This window comes from Rhodococcus sp. DK176 (genome assembly GCF_038447315.2).
GTDB lineage: Bacteria > Actinomycetota > Actinomycetes > Mycobacteriales > Mycobacteriaceae > Rhodococcus_F > Rhodococcus_F jostii_A.
Genome location: NZ_CP118322.2, coordinates 128235 through 145435 on the forward strand (window position 1 = coordinate 128235; position 17201 = coordinate 145435).

The 17201-nt window shown below is 63.0% G+C and carries 17 protein-coding genes; 8 read left to right on the top strand and 9 right to left on the bottom strand.

Annotation, left to right across the window (positions count from 1 at the left end):
* Window positions 1–4 precede the first annotated feature (4 nt).
* On the bottom strand, window positions 5–1450 hold the full coding sequence (locus tag PSR88_RS37505) for an aromatic ring-hydroxylating dioxygenase subunit alpha (RefSeq protein WP_342338966.1): 1446 nt from the start codon (window positions 1448–1450) through the stop codon (window positions 5–7).
* A 202-nt stretch (window positions 1451–1652) separates the two neighbouring features.
* On the opposite strand from PSR88_RS37505, the gene PSR88_RS37510 reads away from it, so the two are divergent.
* Window positions 1653–2447 (top strand): IclR family transcriptional regulator, encoded by a 795-nt coding sequence (locus PSR88_RS37510; RefSeq protein WP_072943894.1) that lies wholly within the window; start codon window positions 1653–1655, stop codon window positions 2445–2447.
* A gap of 47 nt (window positions 2448–2494) precedes the next feature.
* On the opposite strand, the gene PSR88_RS37515 is transcribed toward PSR88_RS37510, so the two are convergent.
* The 6 genes from PSR88_RS37515 to PSR88_RS37540 all read right to left on the bottom strand — a co-directional run bounded on the left by PSR88_RS37515 (window position 2495) and on the right by PSR88_RS37540 (window position 8048).
* Entirely contained in the window at window positions 2495–3160 is a 666-nt protein-coding gene (locus PSR88_RS37515) for an N-carbamoylsarcosine amidohydrolase (protein ID WP_007297304.1), read from the bottom strand.
* 75 nt (window positions 3161–3235) lie between these two features.
* On the bottom strand, window positions 3236–4051 hold the full coding sequence (locus PSR88_RS37520; RefSeq protein ID WP_342338967.1) for an ABC transporter permease: 816 nt from the start codon (window positions 4049–4051) through the stop codon (window positions 3236–3238).
* Window positions 4048–4749 (bottom strand): ABC transporter permease, encoded by a 702-nt coding sequence (locus tag PSR88_RS37525; RefSeq protein ID WP_342338982.1) that lies wholly within the window; start codon window positions 4747–4749, stop codon window positions 4048–4050. Before PSR88_RS37525 ends, PSR88_RS37520 begins: the two co-directional genes overlap by 4 nt.
* 104 nt (window positions 4750–4853) lie before the next feature.
* The gene (locus PSR88_RS37530) at window positions 4854–5666 is read right to left on the bottom strand and encodes an ABC transporter ATP-binding protein (protein ID WP_072943897.1); all 813 of its coding nucleotides are present in this window, start codon (window positions 5664–5666) and stop codon (window positions 4854–4856) included.
* Between the two features lie 14 nt (window positions 5667–5680).
* The gene (locus tag PSR88_RS37535) at window positions 5681–6667 is read right to left on the bottom strand and encodes an ABC transporter substrate-binding protein (RefSeq protein WP_143169022.1); all 987 of its coding nucleotides are present in this window, start codon (window positions 6665–6667) and stop codon (window positions 5681–5683) included.
* 646 nt (window positions 6668–7313) lie between these two features.
* On the bottom strand, window positions 7314–8048 hold the full coding sequence (locus tag PSR88_RS37540) for an IclR family transcriptional regulator C-terminal domain-containing protein (protein WP_029539798.1): 735 nt from the start codon (window positions 8046–8048) through the stop codon (window positions 7314–7316).
* A 164-nt stretch (window positions 8049–8212) separates the two neighbouring features.
* On the opposite strand from PSR88_RS37540, the gene PSR88_RS37545 reads away from it, so the two are divergent.
* From PSR88_RS37545 to PSR88_RS37565, 5 genes are read left to right on the top strand one after another with little or no spacing between them, the layout of a single operon-like run.
* Window positions 8213–9478: an aromatic ring-hydroxylating dioxygenase subunit alpha gene (locus PSR88_RS37545; RefSeq protein WP_016884995.1), complete on the top strand. Its 1266-nt coding sequence runs from the start codon at window positions 8213–8215 to the stop codon at window positions 9476–9478.
* Window positions 9475–9945, top strand: coding sequence for an aromatic-ring-hydroxylating dioxygenase subunit beta (locus PSR88_RS37550; protein WP_005256013.1), 471 nt, complete (start codon window positions 9475–9477; stop codon window positions 9943–9945). Before PSR88_RS37545 ends, PSR88_RS37550 begins: the two co-directional genes overlap by 4 nt.
* Window positions 9942–10958: a PdxA family protein gene (locus tag PSR88_RS37555; protein ID WP_016884994.1), complete on the top strand. Its 1017-nt coding sequence runs from the start codon at window positions 9942–9944 to the stop codon at window positions 10956–10958. The genes PSR88_RS37550 and PSR88_RS37555 overlap by 4 nt, the downstream gene beginning before the upstream one ends.
* Window positions 10955–11965 carry a 2Fe-2S iron-sulfur cluster-binding protein gene (locus tag PSR88_RS37560; RefSeq protein WP_016884993.1) on the top strand — a complete coding sequence of 337 codons (1011 nt, stop codon included), beginning with the start codon at window positions 10955–10957 and terminating at the stop codon, window positions 11963–11965. The genes PSR88_RS37555 and PSR88_RS37560 overlap by 4 nt, the downstream gene beginning before the upstream one ends.
* 57 nt (window positions 11966–12022) lie before the next feature.
* Window positions 12023–13402: an MFS transporter gene (locus tag PSR88_RS37565; RefSeq protein WP_039951230.1), complete on the top strand. Its 1380-nt coding sequence runs from the start codon at window positions 12023–12025 to the stop codon at window positions 13400–13402.
* Between the two features lie 785 nt (window positions 13403–14187).
* Here PSR88_RS37565 and PSR88_RS37570 read toward each other — a convergent pair.
* Window positions 14188–14391, bottom strand: a complete 204-nt coding sequence (locus PSR88_RS37570; RefSeq protein ID WP_007297316.1) for a hypothetical protein — start codon at window positions 14389–14391, stop codon at window positions 14188–14190.
* Between the two features lie 105 nt (window positions 14392–14496).
* On the opposite strand from PSR88_RS37570, the gene PSR88_RS37575 reads away from it, so the two are divergent.
* Window positions 14497–14733 carry a pentapeptide repeat-containing protein gene (locus PSR88_RS37575; RefSeq protein ID WP_230990387.1) on the top strand — a complete coding sequence of 79 codons (237 nt, stop codon included), beginning with the start codon at window positions 14497–14499 and terminating at the stop codon, window positions 14731–14733.
* Window positions 14734–14869: 136 nt separating this feature from the next.
* Window positions 14870–15706, top strand: a complete 837-nt coding sequence (locus PSR88_RS37580; protein ID WP_342338968.1) for an IS5 family transposase — start codon at window positions 14870–14872, stop codon at window positions 15704–15706.
* A gap of 143 nt (window positions 15707–15849) precedes the next feature.
* On the opposite strand, the gene PSR88_RS37585 is transcribed toward PSR88_RS37580, so the two are convergent.
* The gene (locus tag PSR88_RS37585) at window positions 15850–17004 is read right to left on the bottom strand and encodes an IS30 family transposase (RefSeq protein ID WP_244163532.1); all 1155 of its coding nucleotides are present in this window, start codon (window positions 17002–17004) and stop codon (window positions 15850–15852) included.
* Window positions 17005–17201: the final 197 nt, after the last annotated feature.

Below are 17201 nucleotides of genomic sequence, written 5' to 3' on the forward strand. Positions count from 1 at the left end.
GTGGTCATGCCAGCACCGCCCCGTTGACAGTCGCGTCCTTGCTGTGGGTGCCGGCGGCGTGGTCGCAGCTGCCGTTCGTCGGAGTCAGCGGCCTGATTCCGTCGGGATTGTCGGTTCCCACCGATGTCGGCCCCACCTCCAGTGCCGGCTTTTCGAGGTAGTCCGCCCACATTTCGAGAAGTTTGCGCTGATTGGCCTCGTTGTATCCGACCTGCGCCGTCCCGGGGCCGTGGAACTCGTCGGCGGTGAGCTCATCGGAGACGCGTGTCCCGTCCTCGAGCAGACCCATGCGACTGTTGAGTAGCAGGCGCCGCGCCATCGATCCTGCGGAGGTGTTCGTCAGCGATACCCAGTTCTCGACATCGTCCTGTTCGAACATGCCGGTGGATCCGAAGCACATCAGGTATGCCTTGTACGACTTCTTCTTGAATTCTTCCGGCGCGCTCCGGTCGACCGCGAAGAAGGACAACACCTCGGTCTCGTTCTCACTGATCGGTTGCCAGAGTCGAATGGAGATGAACGGCAGAACGTCGTCGCCGTCCTCGACCTTCGGCCAGTTGTGCACGAAGCTCAGGTTCGGAAACACCGATGCTGCCGAGATCATGAAGCCGTCTGCGCCGATTACTCGCTGCTGCTCGTCCGACCACACCTCCTTGGCCCGGTCGGTCATCTCCGCGGTGTATCCCACGTACTGCATGCGCTCGTCGAAGGTGCCGTCGGGCAACTTGTACGTCGTTCCCCCACCTGGTCCTGCCCAGTAGGTTGCTCCGTCCTTGCGCTTCTCCGCTTTGGGTTCGCGGAACAGGCCGATCTCGACGACCGAGGTGTGTGTCTGCGGCGTGTGGTACATGTCGCCCGCGAAATTCTCGGCTCCGATCTTCCAGTTCGCTTTGACCCTCCAACGCTGCGGGCCCCGTACCTCGAGCCCCGACTCGCTCTGCTTGGTGTAGTAGTCGAGGTAGAACTTGAAGTCACCCAGATAGTCCGACAGCGAATCCGCGTTCGGATCCATATTGATGAAGATCATTCCGTTGTAGCTGTCGAGATTGGGTGCAGGGAGGAGTGTCTGGCCCTTCTTCTTGAAGCCCTCCTCGCTCCCGTACGCCTCCTCGTGGAACGGCAGTCCGATGATGCGGCCGTCGTTTCGGTACGACCAACCGTGATAGGGGCAGCGAAAGTTCGACGCGTTTCCCATTTCCGCGCGACACACCTGCATCCCGCGGTGCAGACACATGTTGAACATCGCCCGAATCCCCCCTTTGGAGTCGCGGGAGATGATGAACGAATCCTCGAGCACCCGGCGGACAACGTAGTCCCCCGCCTGCGGTACCTCGGATTCGTGCGCGACGAACAACCACGATCGACTGAAGACGGTCACCTTCTCACGCTCGAAAATCTCTTTGTCGTTGTAGATGTGCGCCGGGATCATGCCGCGGCGAATGTCTTCCATCGCTTGTGTGTGGTGGGTCGTCCGGGGTTCCAAGGTTCATTCCTCTTCGATCGACGATGGCGGTCTCTCTGCTATGCAGAAGCGCCTTCTGTTAGCTAGATGTTGCTCTCTTCAGCCCGACGAGTCAACCCCCTGCGCGTACGCGGATTCCACCCGCTGGCAGGTCGACCGCACACCCGACCTGACACGTATGCTCTCTGCTATGCAGAACCACGGTCCACGGCAACAGGCGCCGGAGGCGACACCACCGCAGTACCCGATCGAATCCGTCGACAACGCACTTCGTCTGCTGTTGCTGCTCGGTGAACAGACCGAAATTCGGCTGACCGAGGCGAGCCAGTACCTCGGAGTTGCGTCGTCGACGGCTCACCGACTTCTGGCGATGCTCCAGTACCGGGGCTTCATTCGGCAGGATCCGACCAGCAAGGCCTATCGTCCGGGCCCAGCGCTGACGGGGGTCGCGTTTGCGATTTTTGCCAGGCTCGACATTCCTCAGACGGCGGCACCGATCCTGCGCACCCTCAGCGAGGAACTGCGTGAAACTGTCCATATCGGGGCACTCGACGGTCGAACCGTGCGCTTCATCGCCGCCCTGGAGAGCCCATCGGCAGTCCGGGTTGCGTCCCGGTTGGGCAAGGTCATGCCAGCGCACTGCACGTCCACCGGGAAGGCCATGCTGGCGGAACTTTCCCTCGACGAACTGCATCAGCTGTACCCGACCGAGGAACTGGAACAGGTGACTCCCCAGTCCATCAGCACGCGGACCGAGCTCGAAGCCCAACTGGAAGAGGTCAGAAGGAAAGGGTACGCGGTCAACCGGGAGGAATCCGAGGAAGGCGTTGCCTCCGTGGCCGTCTCGGTCCCGACGAACGCCCCCGGCATGCGCCTGGCAATGAATGTTTCAGCGCCCAAGCACCGCCTGCGCCCGGCACAGGTACGCAGCATCGGCCGCGCCCTGACGGACGCGGCTGATCAGCTAGCGGCAGCGCTCGGGTGAGTGTCCGGTCCACCCGGCGAGGTACGTTCTCGCGGGCACTGTGACCGTCAGCTCGACGACCGAACGCTCTCGAGGTAGGCGCTGGCCTCGTCGAGTCCGACGACGTCACCGTATTTGGCGTCGATATCGAAGAGGCTGGCAGTGTGCGGTAGTGCCGCCCGGTCCCCCACTGCGTCCTCGACCACTATGGTGTGGAACCCGTACGAGCAGGCGTCTACCGCGGTGGCACGAACACATCCGCTCGTGGTGCAGCCCACGATGATCACGGTGTCGATCCGGCGGCTGATCAACCGAGCGGCCAGGTCGGTGCCGAAGAAGCACGATGCGTACTTCTTCACCAATGTCGTCTCACCTGGCTGTTGTTCGAGCCGCTCATCGATCTCGACCCATTGACTGCCCTCGACCAGATACTTGTTCGAGGGGATCTTGCCGATCCAGGCGCCGGCCTCTTGGAGTTCCGCGTCGTAGGCCACTGTGGAGAAGATGATCGGCACCTGGGCCTTTCGCGCGAGCGCGAGGAGAATCTTCGTTGCGTCGACTTGGGTATCGAGGTCACCTGCGAGCGGTGAACGGCGATCGGTGAAGCCCGTGATCAAGTCGACCACCACCACTGCCGGCCGCACGCCGAAGCCGATGCGGCCGCCCAGACCTTTCTCCCGGAATTCGGTGCGCAACCGCTGGTATTCCTCTGCTGCGGCAGTCAGGGCGCTCATCAGTGTCCTCCGGAAAATGGGTGTGGGTATGGGCCGGAAAGGCCCACTGTCGATTCGGATAGTTGCGTGCGGCGATCAGTTGACCGCGTCGGTGATCTTCCGTTCGATGGCCCACAGGGCGATGTTGCCCATCAGCGCCATCGAGACCAGCAGCATGATCACTCCGTACATCGTCGGTAGATCCAACTTGCCGTACGCAAGCATCGCCATCTGCCCCAATCCTGCTCTGGTGGCGAAGAACTCGGCGATCAGTACATTGATGAAGGCAATGCTGAAGCCGATTCGGATACCGACCATGAGAGAGGGCGCCATCGCGGGCACCACGATCTTGCTCATTGTCTGAAGCGGACTTGCACCGGTGGCCCGGCCGAGTTTCAGCAGGATGGGGTTGATGGCGCGCACTCCCGCCGCCGTCGAGACGATGATGGGGAACACCGCCGCCAATGCGGCCATTGCCGACTGTGCTCCGAGTCCCAGGCCGAAGATCTGCAGCAGGATCGGAAAGAAGATTACGCGCGGTATGGCGAAGGCACCCGCGATGATCGGATCGAACACATCACCGAGAAACTTGCTTCGCCCGATGATGTATCCAGTCGGGAAACCCACCGCTGTTGCGATGACGAATCCGAGTCCGACAGCACTCATCGTGGCATTGAGATTCCTGTAGATGAAACCGTCTGCGAACAGTCCCCATACCGCCGACATCGACGCGCCCGGGGACGGCACAAGTTCGCTGGTCGCTGCAATAAGCGCCCAGACACCGATCAACCCGATGACGATGAGTATTCGCAGGAGGTTGTCAGTCCACCGCTGTGACAGGCGGAACCGCTGTTCCGTATTCTGTTTGCCTGCTTCGACTTCGGATCCGGCGCTGAGCGTGGTGGCGTTCACAACATGTCCCTTCGAATGGCTCGTTCAGCCAGGCCGAGTGCACTGTTCACTGCGATGCTGAAGACCACGACAATGGCGATGTAGGCCCACATGTCCGCGACGTAGAGTTCGCGGTACATAAAGCCCGCACGAAACCCCAGGCCTTTCGAGGCCAGAATGAACTCCATCGCGATGGTGCCGATGACTGCATAGATGAATCCGAGCTTGATCCCGGGAAAAATGAGCGGCGTGGCGGCCGGGAACAGCACCTTGAAATATTGCTGCCGGCGCGAGGCATCGACCGATCGCGCCAGCTTGTGCAGCACCGGTTTGACGTCTCCGAGCGCCACCATCGTGGTCAGCGCTATTGGAATGAGGGCCATCGTGCTCGCGATGACGATGATTGGTCCCGCGTTGAGTCCGAGCACCGCGACCAGAATCGGGTAGAACAGCAATGTCGGCATCGCGTACCCGGTGACGATGAATGGCTCGAGGACTCGGCCGATGACCCGGACCCTCCAGAGCAATACCCCCAGGGGCACCCCGCCGAGCACGCCCAGTGCGAACGCCGCCAGTATGGTCATGCTCGTCCGCGTCAGATCGGTGACGAAGTGGGTGCTCGGGATGATTGCCGCGACGTGGGCGAGTATCTCGGACGGCGCGACCATCTGATTGCGGTCGATCCAGCCGGTTCGCGTTGCCGCCTCGAGCAACAACACCAGAGCAACCAGCAAAGTCCAACGTACGACGCGTGCCCGATGTTTCGCTCGTCGGAATCCCGACCTTGGCGTTTCGTGGAGGGCCGCCTGCGGCGAGGTCACAGTCATGCGGCATCCGTCCCGTGCCCCAGTGTCTTAGCGGCCTCTTCCTTGATGATCGACCACAGGTGATCCTCGAGTTCCTTGAATCTGGCCATGGCGTGTGTGCCGCTCGGGCGTGGACGAGGGAGCCCGACGTCGATCACCTCTCGGACCACCGATGGACGTGCCGACATCACCCAGATCTGATCCGACAGATAGATCGCCTCTTGGATGTCGTGGGTAACGAAGAGCACCCGATTGTGGGTCTGCTCCCAGATCTTCAAGAGCTCGCGCCCGATGAACTGTCGCGTCTGCTGATCCAGAGCGCCGAACGGTTCGTCCATCAACAGAATTCGAGGATCCGTGGCGAGTGCACGGGCAATCGCCACGCGTTGACGCATACCTCCGGAAAGCTGCCCGGGCCGGTGCTTCTCGAAACCCTTCAACCCGACCAGTTCGATCATCGCACGCGCTTTTTCCAGGCGCTCGTCCTTGTCGACGTGCTTGATCTCCAACCCGAAAGCCACATTGTCGAGAACACTCCGCCAGTGCAGCGTCGAATCTTCCTGAAACACCATGGCGGTGTCCTTACGGGGCCCTGTGACAATCTCCCCATCGATGGTCACCCGTCCACGTGAGGGAACAAGTAAGCCACAGGCCATGTCCAGCAAGGTGCTCTTTCCGCATCCACTCGGACCGATGACCGATACGAACTGGCCCTCCGCGATCGATGCCGTGACGTTACGCACGGCCTCGGTCCGCCCGGTGTCGGAATCGAAAGTCATACCGATACCGTCGAAAGAGACGTTCTTCGATTCGACTTGTGTAGTGGTCATGTTCTCTTCCCGCCTTATAGTTCGACTACAACTGAGTCAATATCGACCTTGCCGCCGAGTCGTCCGGCCTCGACGCCCGAGGCCACGACCGCTTCGAGTTGCGGGCGCGCGAAGTCGAGACTGAAGAAGCCTCGCGAATTCTCCAACGCCGCCAGGGCGATCTCGGGCTTGTACTTGATTGCGCGGCCATAGATTTCGGCCGCCCGCTCGAGATCCGTATCGATCATCTCGATACCGCGACCCACGGCACGCATCCACCCCGCCAAGACGTCCCGATTCTTTTCGATGAACGGGGTGGTGGCACATAGGCAGGTGTCCGACCAGTCCTGGACGTAGTCCCGGGATCGCCAGATCACCTTCGCGCCGGTTTCGGCGATGATGCGCTCGGACAGCGGGGACGCAGTCCAGGCGACATCGACAACGCCCTGGGAGGCGACGGTCCACGAATCGCTCGCGGATCCGACGCTGAGCAGCTCGACGTCGACGCCGGGTGTCAAACCCGCCAATCGAAGCGTCTTCTCGGCGAAGTCGGTCGAGTTCGATCCCGGGCTGCTCACACCGATGGTGCGGCCCCGAACATCTTCGATCGTGTTGATCGGGGAGTCAGCGGGGGCGATGAAGTCCACAGATGCCGCGGTGTAGACGTTCCCGAACGCCTTGACATCGAGTCCGCGCTCCACGGCGATGAACACCGGAATCGTCGCCGAAGTGCCGAACCCGATCCCGGAGCCGATTCCACGCACGGTGTCCAGCCCACCCGGGAACTGAACGTTCTCCAGCGCCAGCATCTCTTCTTCGTAGTAGCCCTCGGACGCTGCGATCAGAAACGGGGCCGAATGGATCAGGCTCGCCAACCCGGTGATGGCGACGTCACCTCGATAGACGCCGTCCCTACCTCGCGACTGGGTAGCACACCCGGCACCGGCTCCCACAGCGAGGAGACCCCCCAGAGCCGCCGTCACTCTCATGAAATCCCGCCGACTCAGCGAACTACTGCCCATATCGACCCGATTCCTTCTGTAGTCCCGTCACACCTGGCCCCGAAAGTGAAGCACATCACGCGACTGTTGTACAGAAGCTAACTCTGGTCTGCAGAGAGACAGTGTTGCGGGTGTCCCTAAATTCCACACTGCACCGTGGGTGCGCAGAACCTCGCGCTTTCACGATGATTGAGCAGAAGTCCGCCCCTGCGACACAGCCCCGTTCCCAGCCAGACCCAACGGGTCACGGCTCCATCCCCGAGGTCTGGTGGCGGAAAGGCTGACCGTGGTGTTCGTGACGGCGTCGGCCGACTCGATGTACCCGATCGGCAAGTCCCGCGAACATCCGAAGCACGTGGGGTCCTGGCGCTGCTCGGTCTCCCGGTTCCGATCGCCGTCGATCATCGCACTCGGCTCCGTCATGTCGCCTCCGTACCCGCATAGGTCCTGAAAGGCTCGGCCCTCCTGTGCGCGCTCATGGCCGCGTCGCTGTTGCCCGCGTCGGTTTCGCCGCCCTCATGACGTCATCAGCCACGACAGACAATGACTCCAGCACAACCGAAGTCACCTCCCGCAGGGGAGCCCCGCATGCGTCGACACAGACACGCTGGGAGCGTCGCATCCTTCTCCGTAACGCGGGGGTGTGAGTTGCCGTCGGGGTGGGATCTCACAGAAGCCGGCCGAGTCTTGCTGCGTACTTGTTCAGTACGGGCACGGCTGCCTCACGGATGTCGTGCAGGGTGGTTCTGGCTGTGGACGCACTGACACTCATTGCCGCCACGGTTTCGCCCCGGGCAGTCCGCACCGGTACGGCTATCGACAGCATGCCGAGTTCGATTTCTTCGTCGGTGCAGGCCACGCCGCTCTCCCTCGCGGTCAGGATTCGCTCGCTGATGGCATCGACATCGGTCAGTGTCTTGGGTGTGCGCGGCTGCGGGTGGCATTCTCGGAGGTAGTCGTCGAGTTGCGTATCGGGCAGTCCGGCCAGCAGTACTCGACCGGTCGCGGAGCTGTGGGCGGGCAGTTTGGCGCCGACCCGGACTCCGGTCGCGACGATCCGTGCGGCCTCGGCGCGGGCGACGAACAGGGACCACCCGTCTTCGAGAACCGCGAGCGACACCGACTCGCCCAGCGCATCGCGGGCCTCGACCAACTGCGGCTGGGCAAGTTGCGGCAGTGGCGCGGTGTCCAGATAGGCGCCGCCGAGCCGAAGCATCCTGGGTGTCGGTCGGAAGTTTCCGTTGTCGTGGGTCAGGTAACCGAGCTCGACGAGAGTGAGCAGGCAGCGGCGCGCCGCGGCGCGGGAGGTGTTCGTCCGCTGAGCGGCGTCGGTGACGGTCAGTTGCGGGTGGCGGATGCCGAAGGCCTCGATGACCGCCAGGCCCTTCGCCAGTCCGGCCATTCCCTCGGGAGCGCGGGCGGCACCCTTGACACTTCCCTCATCGTCCGGCTTAATTGTTCGAGAATTGCTCATATGTTCGTTATACGAACAGCCGCGGGGCTTGTCAAGTCCCGCCGAGCGAGTTCTCTGATGTCCCGACTGGTTGTCCAGACTGAGGAGAAATTATGGAAAGCAGCGTTGTCGACACGGTCCGCGAGACCCCGGCGGATTGGACCGACGACCTCACCCGGGTGCCGTATCGGGTGTTCCAGGGCGAAGACGTCTACGCGGCCGAGCAGACCAAGTTGTTCCACGGCCCGTACTGGAGCTACCTGTGCTTGGAAGCCGAGGTAGCCGGCCCGGGAGACTACTGCTCCACCTTCGTCGGCGAGACACCGGTGATCGTGGCGCGCGACCGAGACGGTGAGCTCTACGGCTTCGAGAACCGGTGCGCCCATCGCGGCGCCCTACTCGCCCTGGACGACCGCGGAAACACGAAGGACTTTACGTGCGTCTACCACGCGTGGAGCTACAACCTGCAGGGCGATCTGACCGGAGTAGCATTCCAGGACGGAGTCAAAGGCAAAGGCGGAATGCCTGATTCGTTCTGTATGGAGGACCACGGACCGCGCAAGATGCGCATCGCCGTACTTCACGGCCTGGTTTTCGGTAGTTTCTCCGATGACGTGCCTGACATCGAGGACTATCTCGGCGAAGAGATCACGAGTCGGATCGCCCGTGTCCTCGCGGGACGCACACCCGAGATCATCGGACGCTTCACACAAATCCTTCCCAACAACTGGAAGCTGTACGTAGAGAACGTCAAGGACTCCTACCACGCCAGCATCCTGCACCTGTTCTTCACGACCTTCGAGCTCAACCGACTGTCGCAGCGCGGTGGGATCATCGTCGACGAGAGCGGCGGTCACCACGTCAGTTACTCAGCGATCGACCGAGACGCCGAGAAGGACGTCGCGTACTCGGATCAGAACATCCGGTCCGAAAGCGCCTACACACTGGCCGATCCAACCTTGCTCGAGGGGTTCAGCGAGGTCGGTGACGATACGACGCTGCAGATCCTCTCCGTCTTCCCGGGCTTCGTGTTGCAGCAGATCCAGAACTCCGTGGCTGTGCGCCAGATCCTGCCGACCGGGGTCGAACGAACACGGCTGAACTGGACGTACCTCGGCTTCGAAGAAGACACGCCCGAGCAGCGGGAAGTACGACTCAAGCAGGCCAACCTCGTGGGCCCCGCAGGCTACATCTCGATGGAGGACGGCTGTGTCGGAGGGTTCGTGCAACGCGGAATCGCAGGTGCGGCAAGCCAATCTGCCGTGCTCGAAATGGGAGGCAGTCTCGCCGAATCCAGCGAAAGCCGTGTCACCGAAGCATCGGTCCGCGGCTTCTGGAAGGCATACCGGGCCGCGATGAACCGACAGGAAGAGGCATGAGCGTGAACGACTTCCAGCGAATCGGCCGCGTGCAGGCCGACTACTCCCGCTGCATCGACGAGGGGCCGCTCGAGCAGTGGCCGGACTTCTTCGTCGAAAACTGCATGTACCGGATCACCACCGCACAGAACTACAGCGAAGGCCTGCCCGCCGGACTGGTGTGGGCCAACACTCGCCGGATGCTGGTCGACCGCGTATCGGCGCTGCGTGAAGCCAACATCTACGAGCAACACACCTACCGTCACATCCTGGGCCAGCCCTCGGTCCTGGAAGAGAACGGTGACGGTATCCATGCCGAGACCAGCTTCCTGGTGGTACGGGTGATGCGCGACGGCCAATCCGACATCTTCGCCAGCGGGCGGTATGTCGACCGGTATGTCGACGTGGACGATCAGTTGAAGATTGCCGAACGAGTCGTGGTGTGCGACAGCACCAACATCGATACCCTGTTGGCGCTCCCGCTATGAGTGGGTCCCCCCCACGGGTCCTGCTCACGATCGGCGATCCGAATGGAATCGGCCCCGAGCTCGCGGTGAAGGCCGTCATGGCAGCGCAGGAGCATCCCGCATTCAATCCGGTCCTGGTGGGCGATCGATGTGTCGTCGAGCCGCTCGCCCACCGGGCAGGCATGACGGTCCGCGAGACAGCCGACGGCTTGGCCACGCCCATGGCCGATGTCGTCGACCTGCTTCCGGTGCCCTCGCTGCCCGCCGGGGCCTTCGCCCCGGGCCGGGTGACAGCCGAAGCCGGGAAGGCGACGGTGGCGTACCTGGAACGGGCCGTGCGCTGCCTGCAGGGCGGCGGAGCCCGCGGCATCGTCGCGTGCCCACACTCGGAAACCGCGGTCAACGCCGCCGGCATCTCCTTCGACGGATATCCGAGCTTGCTGGCCGAACTCGTCGGCGCGCGGCCCGATCAGGTGTTCTTGATGTTGATCGGTGCCGGTTTGCGCATCGTGCACGCAACGTTGCACGAATCGCTGCGGGATGCGCTTCGGCGCCTCACGCCCGAGCTGGTGCACGGGGCGGCACATGCCGCGGTGGAGACGTTACAGGCGCAGGGCATCCCGTCCCCGCGCATCGGCGTCTTCGGCATCAATCCACACGCCGGCGAGGGCGGTTTGTTCGGTGACGAGGACCTGCGGGTGACAACGCCAGCGGTGGAGCGGCTGCGCGCCGCAGGGATCGACGCCTCGGGACCGGTCGGGGCCGACCTCATGCTGGCAGACCCCGGCTTCGACGCGTTCGTCGCCATGTACCACGATCAGGGCCATATTCCCGTCAAACTCCTCGCTGGGCGCAGCGCAGCCGCGATGACGATCGGCGCCGGAGTGCGGTTCTCCAGTGTCGGCCACGGCGCGGGGTTCGACATTGCCGGCAAGGGCACAGCCGACCCGGATGCGGTAGTCGGGGCGTTGCGACTCGTCGGCGCCGCCGAAACCCATATGTCCGCACCCGGCCCCTTTGGAGCTACCTCGTGACCTACACAGTAACTGTCACCGGAACGGACATCAGCTTTCCGTGCGAGCCCGATGAGAGCGTGCTCGACGCGGCGGAACGTTCCGGATACGCGATCCCGTACTCGTGCCGCAAAGGCGTGTGCTCGAGTTGCGAAGGCGCACTCGATGCCGGCCGCCTCGATGTGCGCGGCTGGGGGATGTCGCAAGGCCCTCAGAGTGGAGTGCTGTTCTGCCAGGCCCGGCCGAGCACCGACACCTCGATCACGCCCAAGCGGATCACCAAGCAGGACACGGTGATACGCAAGACCCTGACCGCAAAGGTCCATCGGATCACCCGTCCGGCGCCCGATGTCACGGTGGTGCAGCTGCGTCTCCCCACCGGGGTGCGTGCGAAGTTCGCTGCCGGGCAGTACCTGAAAGTCTTTCTCGACGACGGTGACAGCCGGAGCTATTCGATGGCGAATCCGCCGCACGAGAACGACGGAGTGCAGCTGCACATTCGTCGGGTGCAGGGTGGACGCTTCTCCGATGAGATGCTCGGCGGGCTCGAAAGGGGAACCAGACTGAGGATCGAGCTGCCCTACGGCGAGTTCTCACTGAACCCCGACTCGGACAGGCCGGTCATCTTCGTCGCCAGCGGCACCGGCTTCGCCCCGGTCAAATCGATCATCGAGGACCACCTCAAACGTGGTGGAGAACGGTCCGTGCACCTCTACTGGGGCGCACGAGGACAGGGCGACATCTACCTACCCGAGTTGCCCGCGAAGTGGGCCTCGGATCCGGGTCGTGTCTCCTTCACTCCCGTCCTGTCACATCCCGCGGAGGACTGGACCGGACGCACCGGGCTCGTTCATCGAGCGGTGCTCGAGGACTACGCGAACCTCAGCGACCACGAGGTCTATGCATGCGGAAGCCCCGCAATGACCTCGGCGGCACGCGAGGATTTTGTCCACGAGGCCGGTTTGGCGCCAGACAATTTCTATTGCGACGCCTTCGTACCGTCGGGCGAGCCCGTTGTCACCGCGTGATCCGCTACCACGACCACATCATCCGGGCAACCGGGCATCAGATATTGTGAGGCAATCATGTCCTTAGCACCATCGCGCGTGACACTGCCGGATTTCATCGATTCGCGGCCAGTGAGTCGATACCAGTACATCGTGATCGCCCTGTGTGGGGTGGTCATGTTCATCGACGGCTTCGACACCCAGAGCATCAGCTACATGGCGCCCCACATCGCCGAGGAGTGGGGCCTGTCGAAACAGGTGCTCGGGCCCATCTTCTCCGCCGCTCTCGCCGGTCTCATGGTCGGCTATCTGGCGCTCTCGCCGCTGTCCGAGCGGTTCGGCCACCGCCGGATGATCCTCACGAGCACGGTCATCTTCGCGCTCGGCACGTTGGCGGCGGCCTGGTCACAGAACGTCACCGAACTGATGGCGTTGCGCTTCATCACCGGAATGGGGCTCGGTGCCGCCGCGCCGAGTGCCATCGCACTGACGGGCGAATTCAGCCCCAAGCGTCTTCGAGCAACCTTCGTCCTGGTGATCTATTGCGGCTTCTCCCTCGGATTCGTCGCGGCAGGGCTGGTCTCCGGTTGGCTGATCCCGATCCTCGGCTGGCGGTCGGTACTCGTCGTCGGCGCAGTAGCACCGCTGCTCCTGCTCCCGGCGTTGCTGCGCTACCTGCCGGACTCACTCACCTCAATGATCAACCGAGGCGCGGAGCCCAACAGAATCCAGGCGATCTTCCGCAAAATGGATCCCGCCCTCGCCGTCGGCCCCGACATCACCTACGAGGCCGAGAAGCGGACCGACGGACAACGCACTGCACTGAGGAGCCTGTTCACCCGTGACCGGGTCTTGGGAACCCTGCTGCTGTGGCTGGTCTTCGTCATCAACCTCGGCGAGTTTTACGCGCTGCAGAGCTGGCTACCGTCGATCATGACGAGCCTGGACTACAACATGGGTACCGTGGTCACCGCCACCACCCTCACGACTGTCGGCGGCATCGCCGCTGCATTTGTCACCGGGCCCTGTATGGACCGACTCGGCGCGTACGTCACCCTCGGAACCGTTTATGTCGTCGGATTCGCATTCGTTGCGCTGACCGGTGTCGCCTTTACGGCGCCGTTGTGGGTCCTATTGACGGCCAATTTTTTTGCGGGGGTCTGCATCAGCGGTGGACAGAAGAGCCTCATCGCGCTGTCCGCGGTGTTCTATCCGACACCGATGCGGTCCACCGGGGTTGGATGGGCGTTGGGTGTTGGCCGCCTCGGCGGCATCGTCGGGCCGATCGCGGTCGGAGCGGCACTCGGCATGGGCTGGTCCGCCAGTGCAGTCTTCTACGCAATGTCAGTCCCCATGCTCGTCGCCGGAGCTGCGGTCTTCCTCCTCGGCCGCTGGGTCCGAAGCGACAATCACCCCGATCGCAAGTCGGCAGAAAGTCATTCGCTCGCCCGCAAGTAGTGTGGATCGGCAACACCGGCCGGGTGATCTCAAGGCCTGCGATCTCCAGCTGGGTCGGCTACCACGACCGCGGTGCACAGGCAACGCGCTGCCACCCCGCCTGGGCGATGTCACCCCCTTCGTGATCTCGCGGCCGTCCAGTCCGAGACCGAGCTCGCCGAACCGTGGGACGGCGGTACCGTGGATACCGAGGACATTCTGGGCCGAAACCCAAAGACCCGGCCTCGGCGTCGAACCTCGGATTTCGCGTTCACCGCCACACCCCAAGGGCGAAGATCTGCAAACTGTTCGGCCGCCCGGCCTGGACGGCACCCGGCGCTGTTCCAGGCCCTCGACGGCCCGAGTTCTGGTGGGTCATCGCAAAAGTACAAGACGTCAACCTTTTGAAAAAGTGGAGTCGGCGGACGAACTCCATGGAACCCGCAGTTCGTCAAGTCAAATGAGCACCCAGTTCCGTTCCCGGGACGCCTCGCAGGCCTGAAAATGGGGTCGGGTCGCCCGCCGACGCCGACGTTTTCTTGGGAGTGTAAGCCCGTAAATAAGCCTGGCGCCGGGGCCCGACCTTGGAAGGGTCACGCACTGTTGCTTCGAGCACGCCGGTCAGAATTTCGGATTCCCTCGACCGAGGCCCCCAGGCGGCCCGCCCGTGGAGAGTTCCGACGCGACTGGAGGACAAACAAAGTGGAGCCGGAACTGGAAGAGATTCCCGACGATGATCACGAGTTGGTGATCGATCGGGTTGCTGCGATCGATGTGGCCAAGGCGGCGGGCAAGGTGGTGGGACGTCAGCGCCGCCCGATCCCCGTCGCCGGCGCACACGTGACGGTCGCTTCAGCGCGTCGAGGACGGCGACGTCCTCGATGGTGGAGGGCACGGTATTCCTCGTGGTCGGCGATCTGCCGCATCGTCTTGCGCAGGATCTTGCCCGAGCGGGTCTTGAGCAGCGCCTGCACTACCGTCAGCGACGCGTCCGGGAACCACCGGTACATTCGCCTCCCCCTCGTATGTCGCTTGCCAGGGTGATGGGACCACCTCGTTGCCACGAGCATTGGACCATCCGTAGGTGTCATCGAGCATCGCCTTCTGAACTGCCAATGGGACTGCCCCGGCTCTGGTTGACACCCGCGCAACCACCGAAGCCAGATCCACAAGAGCAAAAAGCGCGCATTGCAATATTGAGTGCGATCCGGAAGCGCCCTCGGGGAGACCAAAATCGCTGGGCGGGTTGCCGATTCGACTTGTCATCTGCAGACCTACCATCTGCAGACCTGTCCGGCGCGGACCTGCTCAAGGCAACTTTGACCCACGCGGACCTGACTGACGTGTTTTAGAGCGCATCTGAAAACTCGGGGTGATCGGCGTGTGACTGGTGAGGAATGGGTGAACTCCTGGTAGGTCAGTAGGTGCTTACGCCACGACCCGACCAGGAGTTCACTTGCCATCATCGCTCATCGCACTGTGTCCGTCATGCCTACCCCGGATCCGGGGATCGGGCATCGGTGCGCGGTCTACTCGTCATCCTCGGTGACCGATGCTCAATGGGCGATTCTCGAACCACTGCTTCCTCCACCCGGCAACACCACCGGCAGCGGTGGTCGTCCCGAAAAGCACTGCCGCCGTCTGCTACTCGATGCGATCTTCTATGTCGTTCGAGGTGGGATCGCCTGGCGGCAGTTGCCGGCGGAGTTTCCTCCCGCGACCACGGTGTACGCGATCTTCGTCCGCTGGGTCCGCGCGGGAGTATGGCAGCGGATCCACGACGCGCTGCGCGATCGAGTGCGGGTCCAGGGCGGCGGCCACCCGTTGCCGTCCGCGGCGATCGTCGACGCCCAATCGGTGCAGGGCGCCGACACCGTGCCCCGGTCGAGTCGTGGATACGATGCGGGAAAGAAGACGAACGGCCGTAAACGGCACATCGCTGTGGACTCGAACGGGCTGCTGCTGGCGGTCGTGGTGACGATGGCCGGGATTCAGGACCGTGACGGCGCGTTCCGGCTGCTGGCTGCGTTGCGCGCCCAGTTCTCGACAATCAGCCTGGTCTGGGCGGACGGTGGCTATGCCGGACGGCTGATCGACTGGTCGAAACGAGTTGTGTCACTGACGGTTCAGGTCGTCAAGCGCACCGACGATGTCAAAGGGTTCAGGGTTCTTCCCCGTCGGTGGGTGGTCGAGCGGACCTTCGCCTGGATCTGCAAACACCGCCGATGCGTCCGCGACTACGAGACTCGACCCGACCACCACGAAGCCATCGTCTACATCGCCATGATCGCGACCATGTCACGCCGACTCGCCCGCACAGCGTGACCCGAGCCAGAGTTTTCAGATGCACTCTTACACCGACGAAACGGTATAGCCAGCCGGTTTCACTCCTCCACCGAGCCGCGTAGCACCGACCGAACGTTGGGGCGATCGGTTCCCGGTAGCGGAACGGCGGATTCTGGCGGTCATCACAACAGCAGTCGTTCCATCTCTTCGATGGGTGTGCGAAATTCTAACCGTTTCCGGGGACGCTCATTGAGTTGCCGTGAGACCCACTCCAGGTCCGCTTTCGAGTGCACACTCAGGTCCGAACCTTTGGGGAAGTACTGACGGAGAATGCCGTTCGTATTCTGGTTGGTCCCGCGCTGCCAGGGTGCGTGTGGATCACAGAAGTAGATGTCGATCCCGGTGGCCGCGCTGACGCTCTTCCAGTCCCGCATCTCCGAACCCTGGTCCCACGTCAAGGTCCGGCGCAGGCTCGTGGGCAGCGTCTCGAGCTGTTCGGTCAACGCGGGCGCGGTCTGCTCGGGCTTGTATCCGTCGGGCAGATGAACGAGCATGACGGTGCCGGTCGAACGTTCGACGAGTGTGCCGATCGCGCTCAGATTCCGTTTGCCGACAATGAGATCACCCTCCCAATGTCCCGGTACTGCACGGTTTTTCACGTCTTTGGGGCGGTCCGCGATGTTGGCCATGTCGGGGATCCGATTCTTGCGCTGGCCGGCCTTCCGACTGGGCCGGCGCAGCCCACGTCCGGTCCGCAGCGATCGGGTGAGGGTGTGTTCGAGTCCGCCGCGGGCGGGTTGGTAGAGCGATTGGTAGATGGTCTCGGTGCTCACCCGCATCTGTGGATCGTCGGGGAAATCGAGTCGGAGGCGGCCCGCGATCTGCTCGGGTGAATGGCGCTCGGTCAGGGATTTCTCCACCGTCTCACGTAGCGACGGATTGGTGGCGAGCTTGGACGGCTTGGGCCGCGAGGCCCGATGGTAGGCGGCTGCGTGAGCCGATCTGGCTCGGTACCGCCCGGACGGCTCACGATTGCGGGCGATCTCGCGTGAGATCGTCGAGGGACTCCGGTTCAGGGTTTTCGCAATGTCACGAAGCGTGTGACCTGCGGCGATGCCGATGGCGATCTCTTCCCGTTCCGCGAACGTCAAACACCGGCCCTTGAGGTTGCGGCCACGCCGGGGACGCACCCCACCGCATGCCGCAAGCCACCGAGCACCCTGCTTGCGATACGAGCCGGCCGCCTCGGCCGCGTCCGTGATGAACTCACCCGCAGCCATCCCGGCCCAGAACGTCTGAAAGATCTCCGGAACCATCCGATGAGAATATTTCGCCATGTGCAACACCCTTTGATCAGTGGTGTTGCGATCACCGCACGAACCCAAGGAACGCCTACCGGGGCACCGTCCCGGAAAGGGGCGTTCACCGGCATAGGCAGTAGCTTCCGAACACGGGCCTACCGAACTGTCCGAAGCTGGGACAGTTGGCGGTGGCGGTTGTCACAAAAATGACTTCTCAGTGACCTGAACCACAG

Coding starts and splice junctions, on each gene's coding strand:
- PSR88_RS37505 (WP_342338966.1), bottom strand. CDS start 1,450: ATGGAAGACATTCGCCGCGGCATGATCCCGGCGCACATCTACAACGAC.
- PSR88_RS37510 (WP_072943894.1), top strand. CDS start 1,653: ATGCAGAACCACGGTCCACGGCAACAGGCGCCGGAGGCGACACCACCG.
- PSR88_RS37515 (WP_007297304.1), bottom strand. CDS start 3,160: ATGAGCGCCCTGACTGCCGCAGCAGAGGAATACCAGCGGTTGCGCACC.
- PSR88_RS37530 (WP_072943897.1), bottom strand. CDS start 5,666: ATGACCACTACACAAGTCGAATCGAAGAACGTCTCTTTCGACGGTATC.
- PSR88_RS37535 (WP_143169022.1), bottom strand. CDS start 6,667: ATGGGCAGTAGTTCGCTGAGTCGGCGGGATTTCATGAGAGTGACGGCG.
- PSR88_RS37540 (WP_029539798.1), bottom strand. CDS start 8,048: ATGGCCGGACTGGCGAAGGGCCTGGCGGTCATCGAGGCCTTCGGCATC.
- PSR88_RS37545 (WP_016884995.1), top strand. CDS start 8,213: ATGGAAAGCAGCGTTGTCGACACGGTCCGCGAGACCCCGGCGGATTGG.
- PSR88_RS37550 (WP_005256013.1), top strand. CDS start 9,475: ATGAGCGTGAACGACTTCCAGCGAATCGGCCGCGTGCAGGCCGACTAC.
- PSR88_RS37555 (WP_016884994.1), top strand. CDS start 9,942: ATGAGTGGGTCCCCCCCACGGGTCCTGCTCACGATCGGCGATCCGAAT.
- PSR88_RS37565 (WP_039951230.1), top strand. CDS start 12,023: ATGTCCTTAGCACCATCGCGCGTGACACTGCCGGATTTCATCGATTCG.
- PSR88_RS37570 (WP_007297316.1), bottom strand. CDS start 14,391: ATGTACCGGTGGTTCCCGGACGCGTCGCTGACGGTAGTGCAGGCGCTG.
- PSR88_RS37575 (WP_230990387.1), top strand. CDS start 14,497: ATGGGACTGCCCCGGCTCTGGTTGACACCCGCGCAACCACCGAAGCCA.
- PSR88_RS37580 (WP_342338968.1), top strand. CDS start 14,870: ATGCCTACCCCGGATCCGGGGATCGGGCATCGGTGCGCGGTCTACTCG.
- PSR88_RS37585 (WP_244163532.1), bottom strand. CDS start 17,004: ATGGCGAAATATTCTCATCGGATGGTTCCGGAGATCTTTCAGACGTTC.